Origin of the sequence: Corynebacterium mustelae, assembly GCF_001020985.1 — a bacterium.
Lineage (GTDB): Bacteria > Actinomycetota > Actinomycetes > Mycobacteriales > Mycobacteriaceae > Corynebacterium > Corynebacterium mustelae.
In genome coordinates this window covers 825443-841679 of the sequence record NZ_CP011542.1, presented here as the reverse complement: position 1 = coordinate 841679, position 16237 = coordinate 825443, and the positions used below count along the sequence as shown (strand labels likewise).

The following is a 16237-nucleotide window of genomic DNA, read 5'->3' as shown; positions in this document are numbered from 1 at the left end:
GACGGATGAGTCATAGATTTAGATTGTGCCACGGACTCGTGACACGATCGTTTGCGCAGCCCACTCCAGGTTAGTACCAGTGTTCGATGTGGCTTGCGGATGGAGGGCGTGAACATAGAGTCGATACAGCAACCCCCTCAGTAGAAGCTGCGGTAATTCCGGTATGTGGTGGAACCGATCGATGACTCTCGCATCGGTTGCGCCCATGATGAGCGCATCAACGATCGTTTGGGCCGCTGTGTACCCATGTGGGTGCGCCACTCCCACGATATCGGTAACGGTGGGTGGTTGGGTGCCAGCATAAATAGTGGTTGCCAGCATATCCGCATGAGTGACTTGCATCGCTAGCTTTTCGACGAACGGGCGCAGCAAATCCCGCACCTTTGGCAAGATAGTGGCGACCATGTCGTGTGCAGGGATAGCTGAATCCAATACAACGATGTCGTGTTCATCACGCCAGGCCGCCTTGTCGGCTACGGCAAAGACATCCTGTTGATCCACCCCCTGATTAAAGATGTCTGGGATTGGAACTGTGGCCAACGCGGTGTCCAACCGCAGGGCGGCGGCAACGGTCTCATCCACTCGGGCAGCTAAATTCCCCGCAACGTAATGCGAAGCCCGCCAACCGGCGTTGATAAAACGACCATCGGTGGAACGCACCGGCCGAACAATACGCACCCCCGGTACCTGTAGATTTTCCCTCAGGCGTGAGGACCAGGCAGCGCGATCCGGTTGAGACACTTGGATAAGAACCACGGTTTCCAACAGCCAACCATAATCCCATGCTGCTCCCAACTGCTGCGGCTGCGCTTGCGGGGACACATGAAAGGAATCCCGAACATGATTAGGAAGTGTCGCATGTGGTGTCACCGGACTAGCAACTTCCAGCTGCGGGCGGTCTGTTTTTTCGGCCATACGTCAAGCATAAAGGTCAGCTACCCCCATAGGGTGATTCTCCCCACCTGCGGGGTGAATCACCTGGGTTATCCCACCCCTTAAGCCGAGGCGTTTCTAAACATGTGGATACGGCCATGGATTGGTCACGCAGACCAAACCATCATCTTTATATACTTCTTCAGGGTCGATGTGATACAGCTGCGAATTACTCACACTCAGCGTCTGCTGCATCATGATCGGTGCCAATTCACCCTGTCCGCCACAGGATTCATGAAGTCCATAGCCAATTCCATGCCCCACTTCGTGGTTAATCAGGTACTGACGATACGCCCCTAAATCACCTTCAAATGGTGTGGCACCACGCACCCACCGGGATTCATTAATAACCACTCGCCCCTTATCGGCGTAGAAACAAGACGTCTCCATCTCAATGTCATTACCGCACAAGCTATGGGTGGTTTCCACGCTGGTAAGTTGAATCCGTAGATCCGGCACTAGCCCGGGGGATTCTTGGATATGCTCAAAGCGGAACCTCGGATCGTGAGTCCAACCCTTAACATTCGTCAGCGTTGCATCCACCATCGTCGCAAAGGCATCGTCGCCACCGTAAGCTGCGGTATCGATCCCCTCTTCAACCTCAATCACATAAGTGAACGTCTTTTCTTTACCCTCACCTCGTTGTGCACCAGGCACACCCACCGTGCGATACACTCCTTGCCCCGTCATGGTGAAGTTCCCACCTGCGGGCAATTCGGTAGCAGCTATCGATGGCGGCGGCGTCTTAGCAGGGTCCGGTCCGCGTTGCGGGTCAACCGGGGCGTTGCTGCTTGTTTGTGCTCCCACAGTTACAGGCTCATCCGTTGAACCAAATCCACTCAACATTACGTCCAGCAATACCCACACCGTGATAATCGCCAATAGTGGAATGGCGTAGGCGCGCCAGCCAAAAATGTCGACAAAACGACGCAAGGCAACCGAAATTTTCGCCCCCGAAGACGAATGAGCAGCATGACTATGGGCGGCATGCCGATGCGTTGCCCGTTCAGAGTCAGTGTCCGTCAAATCGCGTGAAGCATACGATTGCCGTGGCGAATCCGGCTCATCAAAAACTTCCATGATCGCATCACCACGAACTTCAAACCGGCCTTCCCGGAAGCCATCCCCCCAGGAAGAGTGTCCGGTTTGGGAGTCGGAGTGGTTAGGCACCAGCAAACCCTACTGTGCGCGGCGCGCTGGAACCGATCTCAACATAAGCAATGTGGTTATTACGCACCAAGTAGCGACGCCCTTTGTCGTCGTTAAGCTCAAGCACCCCCGTGCCAGCTTGCAGCGCTTCAGCGATCTTGGCGGAAACTACGTCCCGGTCGTCGTTGCTGGAAACCACGAGTTCACGTGGCGAATCGCTGAAACCAATCTTGATGTCCATAAAATCTTTCGATCCATTCTTTTTAATAATTGGGCGACACCGCGCCAATAAAAACAATAAAACCAACTCTTAATTGTGCAACATCAAGCGATTCCCAGCCAACGCAGCACCCTAAAAGTTCCCACCATCATAACCCGGTTGCCCCCGCGAGCAAGGTTTCCCATACCGACACAGCCGCTGCTTTTAACCACCCCAGATCGATCACAATATCCATATTCCACTGGTCAAAACCATTGAATCCTTCTAAGGCATGCCCTGGCCGACAAAACCCAGCACCTGCCCATGAAATATCTTTAACTTTTCATTCTGCACGTTAAAATCAACTATGTGTCTTTTCAAAGCAAAGCCAAAACCCCGTTACAAGAAGCGTCACCGACCTTCCTAGAACTCGGCGTAGCGGCCGAAATCGCCCGGGCTCTCGCCCAACACGGTATCGTCCGCACCTTTGCCATTCAAGAACAAACACTTCCCATCGCCCTCGACGGCCGGGACATCATCGGCCAAGCCCGCACCGGCATGGGAAAGACCTATGGCTTCGGTGTACCTCTTCTCGACCGGGTCTTTGACTCCGCTGACATCGAAGAACTTGATGGAACTCCACGTGCCTTAGTGGTCACCCCAACCCGAGAATTAGCAGTCCAAGTTGGGGCTGACCTTGATGCTGCGGCGGCTTTTCTCCCCGTCCGGATCGCCACCGTATATGGCGGCCGCCCAATCGAGGAACAACAACGCACCCTTAAAAAAGGAGTGGACGTTGTTGTGGGCACCCCCGGCCGCCTCCTCGACCTTTATAACCGTGACATCCTCCAATTGGATAAAGTGGCAATCCTCGTGCTAGACGAAGCAGACGAAATGCTCGACCTCGGCTTCTTCCCCGACATCGAGAAACTACTATCGGCGCTCACCCACGAGCATCAAACAATGCTCTTCTCCGCCACCATGCCCGGGCCAGTGCTCACACTGGCCCGCACCTTCCTCAAACAACCAGTGCATATCCGTGCCGAAGACGTCGACGCAGCCCAAACGCACGCGAGCACCGAACAAATCATCTTCCAATCGCACCGCATGGACAAAGTCGCCACCTGCTCCCGGATCCTCCAAGCACCCGGACGCGGCAAAACCATCATCTTCGCCCGCACCAAACGCAGCGCCCAACAACTGGCAGAAGATCTCGCCGCACGGGGTTTTTCCGTCGGAACCGTACACGGCGACCTCAACCAGGCTGCACGGGAAGCCGCGCTTGATGCATTCCGCTCCGGCACAATCGACATACTCGTAGCAACGGATGTGGCGGCACGCGGCATTGACATTGATGACGTAACACATGTCATCAATTTCCAAACACCAGACGACCCCATGACTTACGTGCATCGGATCGGTCGCACCGGCCGCGCCGGGCATTCCGGAACCGCAATAACAATGGTGGGTTACGACGAACTGAATAAGTGGCAACTAATCAACGACGAATTGCAGTTGGAAATACCCGAACCACCCCAATGGTTTAGCACCTCTCCGGAGCTTTATTCAGCACTTAATATCCCTGAAGAAGCCACGGAAGAAGTGGGGCCACCGCGCCGGGTTTACACTGGTAGAGATTCTGGTAATCGACGCGCAACATCACCGGGTGGTCGGGGTCGTCGCGACGGGTCGAGTAAAACGAAACGCGGCGGGAATCGGTCCCGTTCGGCAAGGCGGCGGGGTTAGACATCCGTGACTGAAAAAACCACTGTTGATACGCACAAGCGCACCCCTGTGCTGCGTCGATCCCGCCGGGATTGGTGGGCGGTCGCGGCACTTTCCGCTGTCACCGCTGCCGCAATCGGTGGTGTTGTTGCCACAGCACCAATTAATGATTCCCAATTGTCTCCGGCTAATCCGTCATACGAGCAACCATTGGCCTTGAATTTCCTCGGGTTCTCCTATTCCACCGCGTGGCAGGCACCGGCCCAGGATGCGTCGAATTTCCGCCCTGTCGTAACTGGAGGTTTAGTCATTTCTGCGGTTCAGGAAGGCTCGGATTGGGTAATTAACGCTTTGGAGCCTGAATCTGGCGACACCCTGTGGAGTTATCGCCGGGATGTTGAATTGTGTTCGCTGCAGCAGGCATGGGATTCAGTGGTTGCGGTCTATAAAACTGGGGTTGGATGCGGCGACGTTGTCCGTATCGACAGCGCGACAGGTACCTATAAAGCGACACGTTCGGCACTTGCGGCTTCGCCTGTGGTTCCAGTTTCTTCCAACGACCGGGTCGGTATCGTAGCACCATCACGCATGGAATTATGGCGTAGCGATTTAGTGCGAACCTTAGAATACGGCGAAGTCTCGGCTAAACAAGAGCCGGGATTGCAGCCACATGAAGATTGCGTGATCTCTTCAGCACTTACCCGAACTGAGAATGTGGCGGTCGTCCAAACCTGCCAAGGTCAAGAGTGGTTGCGGTTGCTCAAGGCTACCCCGAAGGAATCACGTACCCCAGAGGTCACCGCAAGTGTGGCGTTAACCGGTAAGGGCAATCAGGTGGTGGCTATTGATCAACAGGGGGCTGCAGTTTATTCGCCTGCGCAGAGCGCGTCCGAATCGGCAACAATTACTAGTTACGACAAGGACGGTAATCCGCGAAACTCAACGGGGGCGAGTGCCGCACCGCTTGTCGACGAAGCGACCAAGGCGGCCCACGAGGTAGCCTTTGCCCCGCAGACCGCCGATTTACCGCACCACATGTCGTGGTTCGATGGTGACAAGCTGTACCTGTTTATGCCTAGCACCCTTGATGTGGTTCATGTTTTCCCGGACGCCATTGGAACCCCCATCGCGTTGAACAACATGGTTGTGTATCCCACCACTGAAGGGCTCACGGCAGTCAATTGGGATAATGGCGCTGTCACCCGCACGATCCCCATTGATCGCGGCGGGTACCAGGGGCCGGTTTCGCTTCAGGTCACCGGCCATTACATCGTTGAAAAACGCGGGGACACGGTTGCTGTTTTGCACCCCGGAAGTTAATTAGTAGTGGGTGGCAGCCCAGTGCACGGCGCGGGGGCTAAAAAGCATACCTAACGCAATGAGTGCTGATAATGCTGTGGCCAAGCCCATGAGGGTTTGTCCGGCGCTGAACATGTAGTAGGAAATCAACAGCAATAGGATTTCCAGCATTATTACCGGACCCCTACCCCATTTCTTTGCGCGTGCCATGAAGATCGCGCCTGTGAGCACTGCGCCGAAGATAATGATGAAAAACACCGCGGTGCCGTACCCCACAGCCGTATTGGCGTTGTCTGATTCGTAGACGATTGAGGGGTCGGTGTATCCGCTTGCTTCTCGCACGATGAGTAATGCGGCGTAACCTAACCCAATGAGCGATTGGATGGCTGCGATGATCGCAGCCCACAGCACGGGTCCTGGCGGGCGAGGTGATGAAGTAGACACGGTTGGTAGTCTACCTCGCTTGCTAGGTGACCCCAAGGCTTCACATGCTTGTGCGGTTGACCACAACCACAGCCCTAACCAATGAATTTGGCGGTCAAGTAAAATCCGAACCGATTAATGAGCCCTATCACGAGATCATCATGTTTTCCAATAGATTGATTAACCCCAAATGGGTAGGGCGATCATTTTCAGGAAACTCCAGTTTTCTTTAAAATAGCTTAGAAATAAGATTTTAAGCATGCTTTAAGCATATTTTGCGCTTATATAACATTTTGGAAAAATTCCATTCTAGCTGGTCTTTTAAGCTAAGCCTAAGTAAGTAAGAGACCATCAATATAGACCATTTTATGGGGGTGTAGATTTGACGAAATTGCAGCGAGCGGTTCTTTAACCCAACTTCTATTTGCGCAGGTTAAAACGTTTTCATAATTTCTGCCAGCAAGCTTTGCTACGCAAAATACCCACAATAAACACAGTTACATTCGGGAAAAATTGTGAAGCTCCCCACATTTTAGGGCTAAACCCTAGCGAAGATTGGTCAGACGTGACATCATCATTCAAGGATCAAAAAAGCGGACACATTATTAACGCCCGCTAAACTCCCACCCGCTAGGCAGCAGCCTACAAACCTTCCACCTCAAACCCCAAGGAACATGGGTAACACCAGCCACTTTACTGGTCGGAGCGTTATTCAAGTTCCAATTTAACCGAGGTTTCTCGTGGAATTATGCCGTTTAGCAAACAGCCCTAAAACTTAAGAATAAAATTCCATCTTGCAACGAACTAAAGGAGATTAAATATGGATTGGCGTCACCAAGCTGTCTGCCGCGATGAGGACCCTGAACTTTTCTTCCCTGTTGGTAACTCCGGCCCCGCCCTCGCACAGGTTGCTGCCGCAAAGGTAGTCTGCAACCGCTGCCCTGTCACCTCCCAGTGCCTCGCATGGGCATTGGAAACCGGCCAAGATGCTGGCGTCTGGGGTGGCATGAGTGAAGACGAGCGCCGCGCACTGAAGCGCCGTAAGAATCGCGGACGCGGCCGTGCTCGCATCACCCTCTAAGTTTTAATAACCGCCGTAGCTGATACGGCTATGAAAAATCCACTGATTTTCATGCAGCTACCACCACGCAGTAAAGTGGACTGCTGTTAACCCCTTCAGATTTTCTGAAATTACAAAGGAGAGCAACATGAGCCAGCGTGGTCGTAAGCGTAAGGATCGTCGCAAGAAAAAGGCTAACCACGGCAAGCGTCCAAACGCTTAAGTTATCGAAGTTAGCATCAAGCAGGCACGGATTCCCTCCGTGCCTGTTTTTCATATCCGCGTAGGTTCTTCCGCCCTCGATACGTCGATCATGGTGTGGCTCGTACCCCGGTAACAGGTGTAGGACAGCATCGCCGACGACCGATTATCCCGGCGCAGGATACAGTTTAAGAAACCTAAGGTCTTCTCCCGTTGCAAACTACCACCTGTTAAGGACATCAAAAATATGGCTATCCGCGCGTTCTTCCGCCCCGCATCATACGTAACTATCAGCTTAGCCTTGGTCCTGGGCGGGTGTGGGACGCCGCAGACAACGCCACCTGCAGCCGACCAGGCGGCGTCGACAAGCGTGGCGGAACCCGCCTTAGCTAGCGCAGCGCCGCGAACTTCACCGGCGACGGACGACTGCGACCCGCACGGCTTTGGCGTTATTGACACCGCGCTGGGGCCCTACCTCACTGGAACACCGCTGTCGGTAACCGACTCCAACGGCGCACCACAAGTTATTGATGTAGCGCTTGAGGCGGATCACTTCGACCCCTGTGCCAATATCAGCTGGGTAGTGCTGCAGGGCACCCAACGCTACGCCGATGGGACACCCGCGCCGCTGCCCGGGCCGTTTAGCACGGTGGTCTTTTTCCACTTCGATCAATTGGTCACCGAGGCCGATTATGTGGCGGCAGCAAGCGTCGCCGACGTCGTCGTAGATGGCGACGTGGCCGAGGTAACCTACACGGGTTTTGCCACAGAAGAACCTGCGCAAACAATCACGTATCAGCGCAGCGGTGTATACCTCATTCAAGAAACCGAATGGGACATATACTTACGCCCGCTTAACGCCCAGTTCATTCAAGCGTGATTACCCTTAGGCTTAAGCGGGTGCAGCATTGACCGCAGTCGTATACGTGACACGTCGTAGCACCGCAATGTCACTGTCGTCGTGACCGATGGGAGCGGTTATGGCTTCACCGGCGCTTTGTCATCTAATGGGATGACTTGGATATCAGTAGCTGCCTCCATTGCCTTTTCCTCAGTCAGTTGTTCTGCAACTTCGGGGCTTACTGGCTGCGTTTCCACTTCCAGAACAGACTCGTCGCCATCCTTGTGGCGAACCACTTCCCCACTATGAGCAGAAATGCCAAAGAAAGTATCCAGGCCACGCACATTAAATTGGGTCGACATATAGCGGCTGTTATTGATGGTGTTCCATTGGGAAACCACAATATTGAGGTTGTCAATCCGCGAACCCGGCGCGATGTAGCCGCCGTAGAGCTGGGTGAAATTGCTTGGCGATTGGCTACTTGCCCACCCGGCTGCGCTTGCCACTACCACGTGCGCTGGTTTGATATCGTTCCAATTGGTGGCAATGTCTTTGGAAATCCGCACGTCAATCGATGCGGTTCGGGCGTTAAACATTGCCAGCACCCAGTGATTATCGATGCGCCGCAGGGACATTTCACCGGCCTTGACATTAGTGGAAATGATCGGGGTGAGTTCCGAGGCGGAGGTTGGGACTTTCCAGGTTCCGTTGATGTAGTGTTCCCAGGTGTCGCGGTCGCCGATCTGTTCCGGCCTAAACCGGCTGAGGTAGACGGAATCGGCGCGCTGGAAGCGGGAGGACATGACGTAGATGTAGCCGTCGGTTCCACGTTCCCAGGTGATGAGGTCGCCGAATCCGTTCATGTGGTGTTTGTCGGTGGTGGCGACAGATTGCCAGGTTTTGCCAGAATCGGTGGATTTCCAGATTTGGGTGGAAAGGACGTTGCCGACTCCTTCGTTCCACATGCCTTGCATGTAGAGTGTTCCGTCCAGATTGATGACATCAGAAGGCAGGAAGGTCAAGTTTCGTTCGTTATGGGCGTAGTCGAGCAGCTGCTCTACTCGATCACCTGAATTCAATGGCCGTTTGATCGTGATTTTGCCGCTTGCGTCGTAGGCTGCGATTACCCCTACTGGGCTGAGCCAGTCGCCTTGACCAAATCGGGCGCCTCGGAAGGAATCACCAAAGATTATGGCGAATTCTTCGTTTTCGCCTACAGGCACCATGATGCCAAGGTCGCCGGACATGAATCCCACATGGTCAGAGATACCAGGGCCGAGGATATCACCTATGGTTTTGGTGGTGAGTCCTTCGGAGATTGTGACGAAGAAATTGGTGATTGGGGAACTTCCTAATGATTTGAAGAAGTCTATGAGTGAGCTTCCGCTTGAACTGGAAGACGATAAGGAGTCAAGTGAGGAACTTGACGACGACTGGGCGTGGGCCGGGGTTGCAGTAGCAGTTATTAGCGCGGCAGTCACCAGGCCTAAAGCCATAAGCCGTTGATTATTCATTGTTTCTCCGGGATGGAAGTGGTGTTAAGGAAATTCAGTTTCAGCGATAACTTGGGCAATTTTGCTCCGAAGCGACGCTGGCGCCGGGCTGGTGGTGCACTTTTTGAGCACGTCCCGTAGCTCAGTTTCGGCGGCAACCATTTCCGCACAGTCAGGGCATTGTGCGAGGTGTAATTCTAGCTTGGCGCAGTCTGCTTCGGTAAGTTCTTTATCGACCAGCTCGTAGAGGAAGACGTGAAGGTCGTCGCAACTAGCGGTTTCCCCGATCGTTGGGCGGCTTTCTTGCCATTGGATATCTATTCCGTCATGCATTTTTTGATGTCTCCTTCTGTGCCAGACCTATTCCGTGTTCTTTCGCTACATCCTTTAACGCATTGCGGAGCTGTTTTCTTCCCCGGTGAAGTCGACTCATCACGGTGCCGACCGGGGTTCCAGTGATTTCGGCGATTTCTTTATAGGCCAGCCCTGCAACATCGGCGTAATAAACAACCATCCGGTAGTCCGCTGACAAGGTGTTCATGGCTTCCGTGATGGTTTGATCTGGGATATTACGCAACGCGACAACTTCGGCAGATTCCAACCCCACGGCCTGGTGTGTGGTGGAGTCAAGCAATTGGTAGTCGGTGATCTCCTCGGTTGAGGATTGAATGGGTTGCCGTTGTTTTTTGCGGTAACTATTGATGTAGCTGTTGGTCATGATGCGAAACAGCCACGCTTTAAGATTTGTTCCAGCGGTGAAGGAGTCGAAGGCTTGGAACGCTTTGACGTAGGTTTCTTGTACGAGGTCTTCCGCGTCTGCGGGGTTTCGGGTCATTCGAAGCGCGCCGCTATAGAGTTGATCTAAAAGTGGTAGTGCTTCGGCTTCGAACCGTCTTTTTGTTTCCTCAGTAGTACTATGTGCCATCGCAGCTATATTTCACCTTCCGTAAAATTTCCTTCGGGTATTCTACCTAGCATTAACAGCAACTAACACAATCTTGCAGTTCACAAGGGCAGGCGATCACTTTTGGCACGAAAAACATCCACCGCAGCAACCCCAGCATTGCGAGTTCTTGGAACCCACAATGTCGAATTCGCGTTGTATGAATTTGTCGGCAACACGCATGATTTTGGGGCAACGGCTGTGGCCGAATTGGCTCAACATGGAATTGAACCAGATCAGGTTTTTAAAACTCTTGTGGTTGATCTCACCGCAGGGGTCGGCTCGAGACGGAGCTTGGGGGTGTGTTGTATTCCGGTGCCGGAGAAGCTGTCGCTGAAAAAAGCGGCCCGGGGATTCAACGTGCCGAAAGTAGTTATGGCTGGGCGCCACGATGCGGAGAAATCCTCCGGTTATGTGGCGGGCGGAATTTCACCGATCGGGCAGAAAAACCCACTACCAACACTTATCGACGAAACCGCGTTGCTGTGGAACACCGTTTGCGTATCGGGCGGGCGACGCGGCATAGACGTTGCCCTTAACCCTCACGATTTAGCGGAACTAACATCGGCGACGTTTGTGGATTTGGTGTAGTTAATCCCACCAAAATCCCCAGGCGAGACTGTCGATCGCGGGGATATAGTCCTCAATACTGCCTGCACCTTGGTCGATATTGTCCGGGCAGAAAGCATAATGTTCCTGGGCGAGTTTTTCCTGTTCCACTTCCTCCGTTGGGGTATTGGGAACCTGCAGTGTCAAAGTCGCAGGACCTAAGACCATCACCACGGCGCCGAAGCGCTCCTCCCAACTACGCAAAACGGCGCTGATGTCGGAGCCATCATAATTGTAATTGCAGGGGCCTAGCCACCCCAGGGCGGCCGGGACATCAGCTGGGCGGGTGCACGGTACCACCAGGATTCCGCTACCAGACTCCACAGGCAGGGGGATGATGCTTGGGTTCGTGCCGTCGAAAAGCGGTGCGGCAAGTTCCCTAAGGCTGGGATTGTTCTCGCGGAGGAAATCTGCGGCGTCTGTGGTCACATCCTCCGGAGATGCGAAATACTGCCCGGAAACGATGTCATCCATATCGTCGGCATCAATACCGACTGGCCACAGGCCATTATCGCTAAAGGAAAGAACAAGCTCTTCCCATAACCGTTCCATGTCACCTTCGGTGATAAGTCCTGCCACCACGGTGCCAGATTCGGTTTCGATCGGGCGGAAATTAATCCCTTTTGCGGTCAATTGTTCAAGTGTGCCTGGTTTTTCGGCCCGGATGGTTACGGGGTGGAAATCTGTTAACCCCTCATCATCCAGTGGCCAGGTCTTATCTGTAATTCCAAACGACATGCATCACACACTAACCCATCTGTCTGACACGATTGCCTGCTTTGTGCATAAATTAAAATAATTCCCAGTTTTCGGGTTCTTCCGGTGGTAGTAGCAGTTCCGGGTAATCGTTGCCCACTGTGCCTACCGCCGGATTGGCCGGAGCCGTCTGGAATTTTTCCACCAGTCCGGTGGGCGCTGGGCAAAGAAACGACGCAGCCTGATCGGCAGGGCCAAAAACCCAGGAGTGGCATTCCTCCGGCCTAAGGAACCTCGGCATTCGGTGGTGAATATCCAACAAGGGTGGGGTTGCCGCCGTGGTGAGCATCGTTGCGGTGATCCGTCCCTGGTGCACCGACCATAACCCGGCCACCCACACCAATTCGGTGGTGGTGATCCACCACGGCTTCTTGTTTTTCCATTCGTAATAGCCGCTCATAGGGATCGCACACCGGTTGAACATAAATGCGTCCTTGAAGCTCGGCTTGGTTTGAACCGTTTCCGCGCGGGCGTTAAAAAGCGCCGTCGTCCCGGTATCGTCACGCTTCCACGCCGGAATTAGCCCCCAACGTGCTGGTTCAATCACCCCCTCAGTGGGAGTATCGCCAGCTCGCAGGATCGGGATTATGTGGGTAGGCGCGATGTTATAGCGGGCTGGCGGCAACCCTGCCGGGGCATAGATATTCTCGAAACCCGGTAGAGTCATGACCTCATCATCGCTGGCAAAGAGTACAAAACGACCACACATTACACCTATTATGGTGTACATGAACGAAACTGTGCGCCCCAACCACAACAAAACGCTATGGCGTGCCCCCGTTGCCGACCACCCTGTCTATGGAACAGTGCAGGTACCTGGGTCGAAATCTATTACTAACCGGGCATTAATTTTGGCGGCCATAGCCGAAACACCCTCCACAATCACCGGTGCGTTGCGCTCCCGGGATACCGAGTTAATGGCGCGTGCCTTACGTAGTATCGGCGTTGATGTGCAATTAGAAGTCGAACATGGAAATGCCGCTAATGCCACGATTCATGTTGAACCTAAGCCAATGCGCGGCGGCACCATCGATTGCGGCTTAGCAGGTACCGTCATGCGGTTCGTCCCACCAATTGCTGCCTTAGCTTATGGCACCGTATTTTTCGACGGCGACGCCCACGCCCGCAACCGCCCTATGAGCGGCATTATTACCGGACTTAGGGAGTTAGGAATCACCATTAACGGTGATAGTTTGCCCTTCGAAGTGATCGGAGCTGGCAGCGTTGCTGGTGGCACCGTCACTATCGACGCTTCCAAATCTTCCCAATTTGTTTCGGGACTATTATTAGCAGCACCGAAATACGCAACCGGCATCACGGTACGGCATGAAGGCGGAAAATTACCTAGCACCCCGCATATCGAAATGACAGTGGAAATGCTGCGCCAATCCGGAGTCAGCGTCGATACAACCGTGGAAAACCAATGGACAGTTAATCCCGGACCAATTCGCGGTGGAGTATGGCGAGTAGAACCCGACCTATCCAACGCCACCCCATTCCTAGCCGCAGCTGCTGTCACAGGCGGCACCGTTACCATCAAAAACTGGCCCATCAGCACCACCCAACCAGGTGACGTTATCCGGCTCATCTTGGATCGCATGGGTTGCCATGTGGAGCTTAATGCCATCGGCAACGGCCATGATCTCTCCGTCACCGGCCCGGCTCCCGGCACGCTGAAAGGTATCACAATGGACATGTCCGATATTGGAGAATTGACCCCCACCGTCGCCGCGCTAGCAACCCTTGCAACCACCGAATCGGTACTAACCGGGATTGCACATCTTCGAGGACATGAGACCGACCGGCTCAAGGCGCTATGCGCAGAAATCACCGGCATCGGGGGCAACTGTGTTGAGCTTTCCGACGGCCTCCACATCACCCCCGCCACACTCCATGGCGGCACCTGGCACAGCTACGCCGACCACCGCATGGCAACAGCAGGTGCAATCATCGGTCTGGCCACCCAGGGAATAGACGTGGAAAACATCTCGACAACAGCCAAAACGCTGCCAGGTTTTGAAAAGATGTGGTCGGCATTAGTAACCCAACCGGCAGGAGAACGCAGCTAAGTGGCACGACGGACAAATCGCACTCGACACTCATGGGACGAGTCAGATATTAAAATCCGCCCCGGCAAAGGGTCACGGCCTAGAACCAAAGACCGACCCAAACATGACAATGCCGAATTTGGCATGGTCATAACCAAAGACCGGGGCCGGTGGGGCGTGGTATTAGACGGCCGGGAAGACGAAAACCCCATCGTCTGCATGCGGGCCCGGGAACTAGGCCGCACCCCCGTCGAAGTCGGCGACCGGGTAGGAATTGTCGGCGATACCTCCGGGAAAAAAGACACCCTAGCTCGGATAGTCAAACTTGAAGAACGCAGCTCCGTTCTGCGACGCACGGCAGACGATACCGACCCGTATGAACGGATCGTTGTAGCCAACGCCCAATATCTACTCATTGTATGTGCGGTCGCCGATCCACCACCACGCTCTGGCTTTGTGGAGCGCGCCCTGGTCGCAGCATTTGTGGGTAATTTGCAACCGGTGATCTGCCTAACCAAGTCAGATCTGGCAGACCCCACAGAATTCGCCGCCGAATTCGCAGCTTTGAATGTTCCCGTGGTCATTTGCGGCATTGACGACCCGGTGGAACCGGTGCTTGAGATCGTCGAAAAGCATATTTCAGCGCTGATCGGGCATTCCGGTGTGGGCAAATCCACGCTGGTCAACCGGATCGTTCCCCACGCCCAACGCGAAACCGGCGAAGTCTCCGGCGTCGGCAAAGGCCGCCACACCTCCACTCAAGCTGTCGCCTTGCCACTAGATGCGGGTGGCTGGATCATCGATACCCCCGGTATCCGTTCCTTCGGGCTCGCCCATGTCGACGCAGACACTGTCGTCGGCGTTTTCGAGGATCTCGCGGCGGCGATTGAAGATTGCCCGCGCGGCTGCACCCACATGGGACCACCAGCCGATCCCGAATGTGAATTAGACCAATTTACTAGCAACTCCCCCACCGGGCGCCGTGTGCAAGCGGTGCGCAAGCTTCTTGGCGCGCTTCGCACCAACGTCGATTGGGAATAGCCGAAAAAACGAAACCACCTGGGGTGTTCATTCCTCAGGTGGGTTTGTGGAAGGTCTGGCCGTTTCCTAACGGGCGAGGCGTTTCGGCGTACGGCCAGAAAATGCATGATCACATCCATCGCAGTTGGCCGCAACTCTTTGAGCAACTTCAACCCAGTTTTCAGACCACGACGCATACCATCGTGTTCACCACTATGCAATTGCATTTCGACGCTGGGATATTTGGTAAACGCACGGTTAGAGCGCACCTCCGGCGCATTATTCCCTGACTTGCACATCTTTATTACGACATATTGTAACGAGACGGATCACACGATTCTTTTGTATCCTAACCACATTTCTCACATCGACCTCCGTTTATCCCACCCGCCATCTAGAACTGTGGGAGCTAAGGGGAATCATGGCTCGTTGCCAAGGAGCTGACACACTATGGCAATCTTCTCCGCTTGGGAGCGCACCAAATCTCGGTCTCCTCCACCATCAAGTAACTTCTGGCCGTGGTGTGCAATGCTCCCGAACTTGATACTCAAGATAGACACAAGTAATTGATGCACCGAAAATTCACGGCCACCGGCCCAGGAATACTTCTCAAGTAATCTTTCAAGGCCGCCACGTAAATCAACCCACCCAGACCGGTACAACACAGTTTGCCCAAGCACTGCAAGGTCACGCAACGGACTATCCCAGCGCACCCCCTCCCAGTCAATAACGCCAGTCAGCTCACCGGACCTCCCGATTCGGAGATTTGGGTAGGAAGGATCACCATGGATCAATTGGTGCTGGTCATCGATGATGTCTGCTTCGTGAAACAGGCGAATCCCCGCAAGAATAACCATTGTTTCTTCCTTAGTGAACGGCAATAAACCATTACTAACAAGGTCACGTGCACGTTCAACAACAATGTGTGGAGATACGCCAAAAGCACCAAACTTCTGTGGCAGTGGTGCCATCGCTGCATGTAGTCGTGCTAGGCCTGCAGCCACCACGTCTAAATCGTTGGCGTTCGAAGCAACTGGAACTTTTCCTTCGACAGAAGTAGTCAAACGCCAAAGACGCCCTCGGAATCTTGGCAACAAATCGCCACTCGCTGCGGGCACCGCGCGAGGTAACTTGAAACCCGCTAACTCAGGTTGCCGTAAAAGTTCATCCACAGCACGCCACAAATCACCAACCGAAGGGTTTTCAGCAGCGAGCCAGTGGACAGCCCCCACCTTCCATGTATCTTTATTCAGACCACTGTGTTCGCGGAGTGGCTTTTCTGTTAGTCTCCATAGGTGGAGTGCGGCTGTAGCTTCGCTATCTTCGATCATGGGCTTCCCCTGTTTTAACTGTCATTCCATTAGAACAATCCTCCCAAACCACTGTGGTATTAGGGACTGACTCTGGGTGACTTCCTTAAAAGATACGGCAATAATTTACCTCGCAGTAACGCGTTGCCTAGCCTTGAGGAAATCCATAGTTTTCGTATCGTTTTAGATACAATGTTCGCTTTTCGCACCCCATGTTAGACCCATCTG

The 16237-nt window shown here is 53.9% G+C and carries 19 protein-coding genes; 8 read left to right on the top strand and 11 right to left on the bottom strand.

Annotated features, from left to right (window positions below):
• Positions 1-18 precede the first annotated feature (18 nt).
• From CMUST_RS03915 to CMUST_RS03905, 3 genes are all read right to left on the bottom strand, one after another.
• The gene (locus CMUST_RS03915; RefSeq protein WP_083987407.1) at positions 19-915 is read right to left on the bottom strand and encodes a TIGR02569 family protein; all 897 of its coding nucleotides are present in this window, start codon (positions 913-915) and stop codon (positions 19-21) included.
• A gap of 96 nt (positions 916-1011) precedes the next feature.
• Complete coding sequence (locus CMUST_RS03910; protein WP_047263353.1) at positions 1012-1866, bottom strand: DUF3152 domain-containing protein; 855 nt, start codon at positions 1864-1866, stop codon at positions 1012-1014.
• 229 nt (positions 1867-2095) lie between these two features.
• A complete protein-coding gene (locus tag CMUST_RS03905; protein WP_047261417.1) occupies positions 2096-2323 on the bottom strand; it encodes a DUF3107 domain-containing protein in 228 nt (75 codons plus the stop codon).
• A 327-nt stretch (positions 2324-2650) separates the two neighbouring features.
• Between CMUST_RS03905 and CMUST_RS03900 the strand changes: the two genes are divergently transcribed.
• Both CMUST_RS03900 and CMUST_RS03895 read left to right on the top strand, forming a co-directional pair.
• Complete coding sequence (locus CMUST_RS03900; RefSeq protein ID WP_047261416.1) at positions 2651-4027, top strand: DEAD/DEAH box helicase; 1377 nt, start codon at positions 2651-2653, stop codon at positions 4025-4027.
• Positions 4028-4033: 6 nt separating this feature from the next.
• A complete protein-coding gene (locus CMUST_RS03895) occupies positions 4034-5326 on the top strand; it encodes an Rv3212 family protein (protein ID WP_047261415.1) in 1293 nt (430 codons plus the stop codon).
• Here the strand turns inward: CMUST_RS03895 and CMUST_RS03890 are convergent, their stop codons facing one another.
• On the bottom strand, positions 5327-5749 hold the full coding sequence (locus CMUST_RS03890) for a hypothetical protein (protein WP_047261414.1): 423 nt from the start codon (positions 5747-5749) through the stop codon (positions 5327-5329).
• A gap of 799 nt (positions 5750-6548) precedes the next feature.
• Between CMUST_RS03890 and CMUST_RS03885 the strand changes: the two genes are divergently transcribed.
• Both CMUST_RS03885 and CMUST_RS17175 read left to right on the top strand, forming a co-directional pair.
• A complete protein-coding gene (locus tag CMUST_RS03885; protein ID WP_047261413.1) occupies positions 6549-6809 on the top strand; it encodes a WhiB family transcriptional regulator in 261 nt (86 codons plus the stop codon).
• A gap of 127 nt (positions 6810-6936) precedes the next feature.
• Positions 6937-7011 carry a 50S ribosomal protein bL37 gene (locus tag CMUST_RS17175; protein ID WP_370443781.1) on the top strand — a complete coding sequence of 25 codons (75 nt, stop codon included), beginning with the start codon at positions 6937-6939 and terminating at the stop codon, positions 7009-7011.
• A gap of 50 nt (positions 7012-7061) precedes the next feature.
• Here the strand turns inward: CMUST_RS17175 and CMUST_RS16770 are convergent, their stop codons facing one another.
• The gene (locus tag CMUST_RS16770; protein WP_158408194.1) at positions 7062-7229 is read right to left on the bottom strand and encodes a hypothetical protein; all 168 of its coding nucleotides are present in this window, start codon (positions 7227-7229) and stop codon (positions 7062-7064) included.
• A 7-nt stretch (positions 7230-7236) separates the two neighbouring features.
• Here CMUST_RS16770 and CMUST_RS03880 point away from each other — a divergent pair, with 7 nt between their 5' ends.
• Positions 7237-7869 (top strand): LppP/LprE family lipoprotein, encoded by a 633-nt coding sequence (locus tag CMUST_RS03880; protein WP_047261412.1) that lies wholly within the window; start codon positions 7237-7239, stop codon positions 7867-7869.
• 98 nt (positions 7870-7967) lie between these two features.
• On the opposite strand, the gene CMUST_RS03875 is transcribed toward CMUST_RS03880, so the two are convergent.
• Genes CMUST_RS03875 through CMUST_RS03865 form a run of 3 tightly spaced genes read right to left on the bottom strand, consistent with a single transcriptional unit; the run spans position 7968 to position 10248 of the window.
• The gene (locus CMUST_RS03875) at positions 7968-9344 is read right to left on the bottom strand and encodes a DUF4185 domain-containing protein (protein WP_083987406.1); all 1377 of its coding nucleotides are present in this window, start codon (positions 9342-9344) and stop codon (positions 7968-7970) included.
• Between the two features lie 24 nt (positions 9345-9368).
• Positions 9369-9656 carry a mycothiol system anti-sigma-R factor gene (gene rsrA / locus CMUST_RS03870; RefSeq protein ID WP_052844518.1) on the bottom strand — a complete coding sequence of 96 codons (288 nt, stop codon included), beginning with the start codon at positions 9654-9656 and terminating at the stop codon, positions 9369-9371.
• Positions 9649-10248, bottom strand: coding sequence for a sigma-70 family RNA polymerase sigma factor (locus CMUST_RS03865; RefSeq protein ID WP_047261411.1), 600 nt, complete (start codon positions 10246-10248; stop codon positions 9649-9651). Before CMUST_RS03865 ends, rsrA begins: the two co-directional genes overlap by 8 nt.
• Before the next feature lie 102 nt (positions 10249-10350).
• On the opposite strand from CMUST_RS03865, the gene CMUST_RS03860 reads away from it, so the two are divergent.
• Complete coding sequence (locus tag CMUST_RS03860) at positions 10351-10857, top strand: aminoacyl-tRNA deacylase (RefSeq protein WP_047261410.1); 507 nt, start codon at positions 10351-10353, stop codon at positions 10855-10857.
• Here CMUST_RS03860 and CMUST_RS15790 read toward each other — a convergent pair whose 3' ends face one another.
• The gene (locus CMUST_RS15790; protein ID WP_052844517.1) at positions 10858-11613 is read right to left on the bottom strand and encodes a DUF4253 domain-containing protein; all 756 of its coding nucleotides are present in this window, start codon (positions 11611-11613) and stop codon (positions 10858-10860) included. It lies immediately after the preceding gene.
• A gap of 52 nt (positions 11614-11665) precedes the next feature.
• Positions 11666-12340, bottom strand: coding sequence for an SOS response-associated peptidase (locus tag CMUST_RS03850; RefSeq protein ID WP_047261409.1), 675 nt, complete (start codon positions 12338-12340; stop codon positions 11666-11668).
• 19 nt (positions 12341-12359) lie between these two features.
• On the opposite strand from CMUST_RS03850, the gene aroA reads away from it, so the two are divergent.
• Entirely contained in the window at positions 12360-13700 is a 1341-nt protein-coding gene (gene aroA, locus CMUST_RS03845) for a 3-phosphoshikimate 1-carboxyvinyltransferase (RefSeq protein ID WP_047263349.1), read from the top strand.
• Positions 13701-14720 (top strand): ribosome small subunit-dependent GTPase A, encoded by a 1020-nt coding sequence (rsgA, locus tag CMUST_RS03840; RefSeq protein ID WP_047261408.1) that lies wholly within the window; start codon positions 13701-13703, stop codon positions 14718-14720.
• Positions 14721-15118: 398 nt separating this feature from the next.
• Here the strand turns inward: rsgA and CMUST_RS03835 are convergent, their stop codons facing one another.
• The gene (locus CMUST_RS03835) at positions 15119-16030 is read right to left on the bottom strand and encodes an aminoglycoside phosphotransferase family protein (RefSeq protein ID WP_047261407.1); all 912 of its coding nucleotides are present in this window, start codon (positions 16028-16030) and stop codon (positions 15119-15121) included.
• Between the last annotated feature and the right edge of the window lie 207 nt (positions 16031-16237).

Coding starts and splice junctions, on each gene's coding strand:
- CMUST_RS03865 (WP_047261411.1), bottom strand. CDS start 10,248: ATGGCACATAGTACTACTGAGGAAACAAAAAGACGGTTCGAAGCCGAA.
- aroA (WP_047263349.1), top strand. CDS start 12,360: ATGAACGAAACTGTGCGCCCCAACCACAACAAAACGCTATGGCGTGCC.
- CMUST_RS03880 (WP_047261412.1), top strand. CDS start 7,237: ATGGCTATCCGCGCGTTCTTCCGCCCCGCATCATACGTAACTATCAGC.
- CMUST_RS16770 (WP_158408194.1), bottom strand. CDS start 7,229: ATGTCCTTAACAGGTGGTAGTTTGCAACGGGAGAAGACCTTAGGTTTC.
- CMUST_RS03885 (WP_047261413.1), top strand. CDS start 6,549: ATGGATTGGCGTCACCAAGCTGTCTGCCGCGATGAGGACCCTGAACTT.
- CMUST_RS03875 (WP_083987406.1), bottom strand. CDS start 9,344: ATGAATAATCAACGGCTTATGGCTTTAGGCCTGGTGACTGCCGCGCTA.
- CMUST_RS03905 (WP_047261417.1), bottom strand. CDS start 2,323: ATGGACATCAAGATTGGTTTCAGCGATTCGCCACGTGAACTCGTGGTT.
- CMUST_RS03850 (WP_047261409.1), bottom strand. CDS start 12,340: ATGTGTGGTCGTTTTGTACTCTTTGCCAGCGATGATGAGGTCATGACT.
- rsrA (WP_052844518.1), bottom strand. CDS start 9,656: ATGCATGACGGAATAGATATCCAATGGCAAGAAAGCCGCCCAACGATC.
- CMUST_RS15790 (WP_052844517.1), bottom strand. CDS start 11,613: ATGTCGTTTGGAATTACAGATAAGACCTGGCCACTGGATGATGAGGGG.
- CMUST_RS03915 (WP_083987407.1), bottom strand. CDS start 915: ATGGCCGAAAAAACAGACCGCCCGCAGCTGGAAGTTGCTAGTCCGGTG.
- CMUST_RS03835 (WP_047261407.1), bottom strand. CDS start 16,030: ATGATCGAAGATAGCGAAGCTACAGCCGCACTCCACCTATGGAGACTA.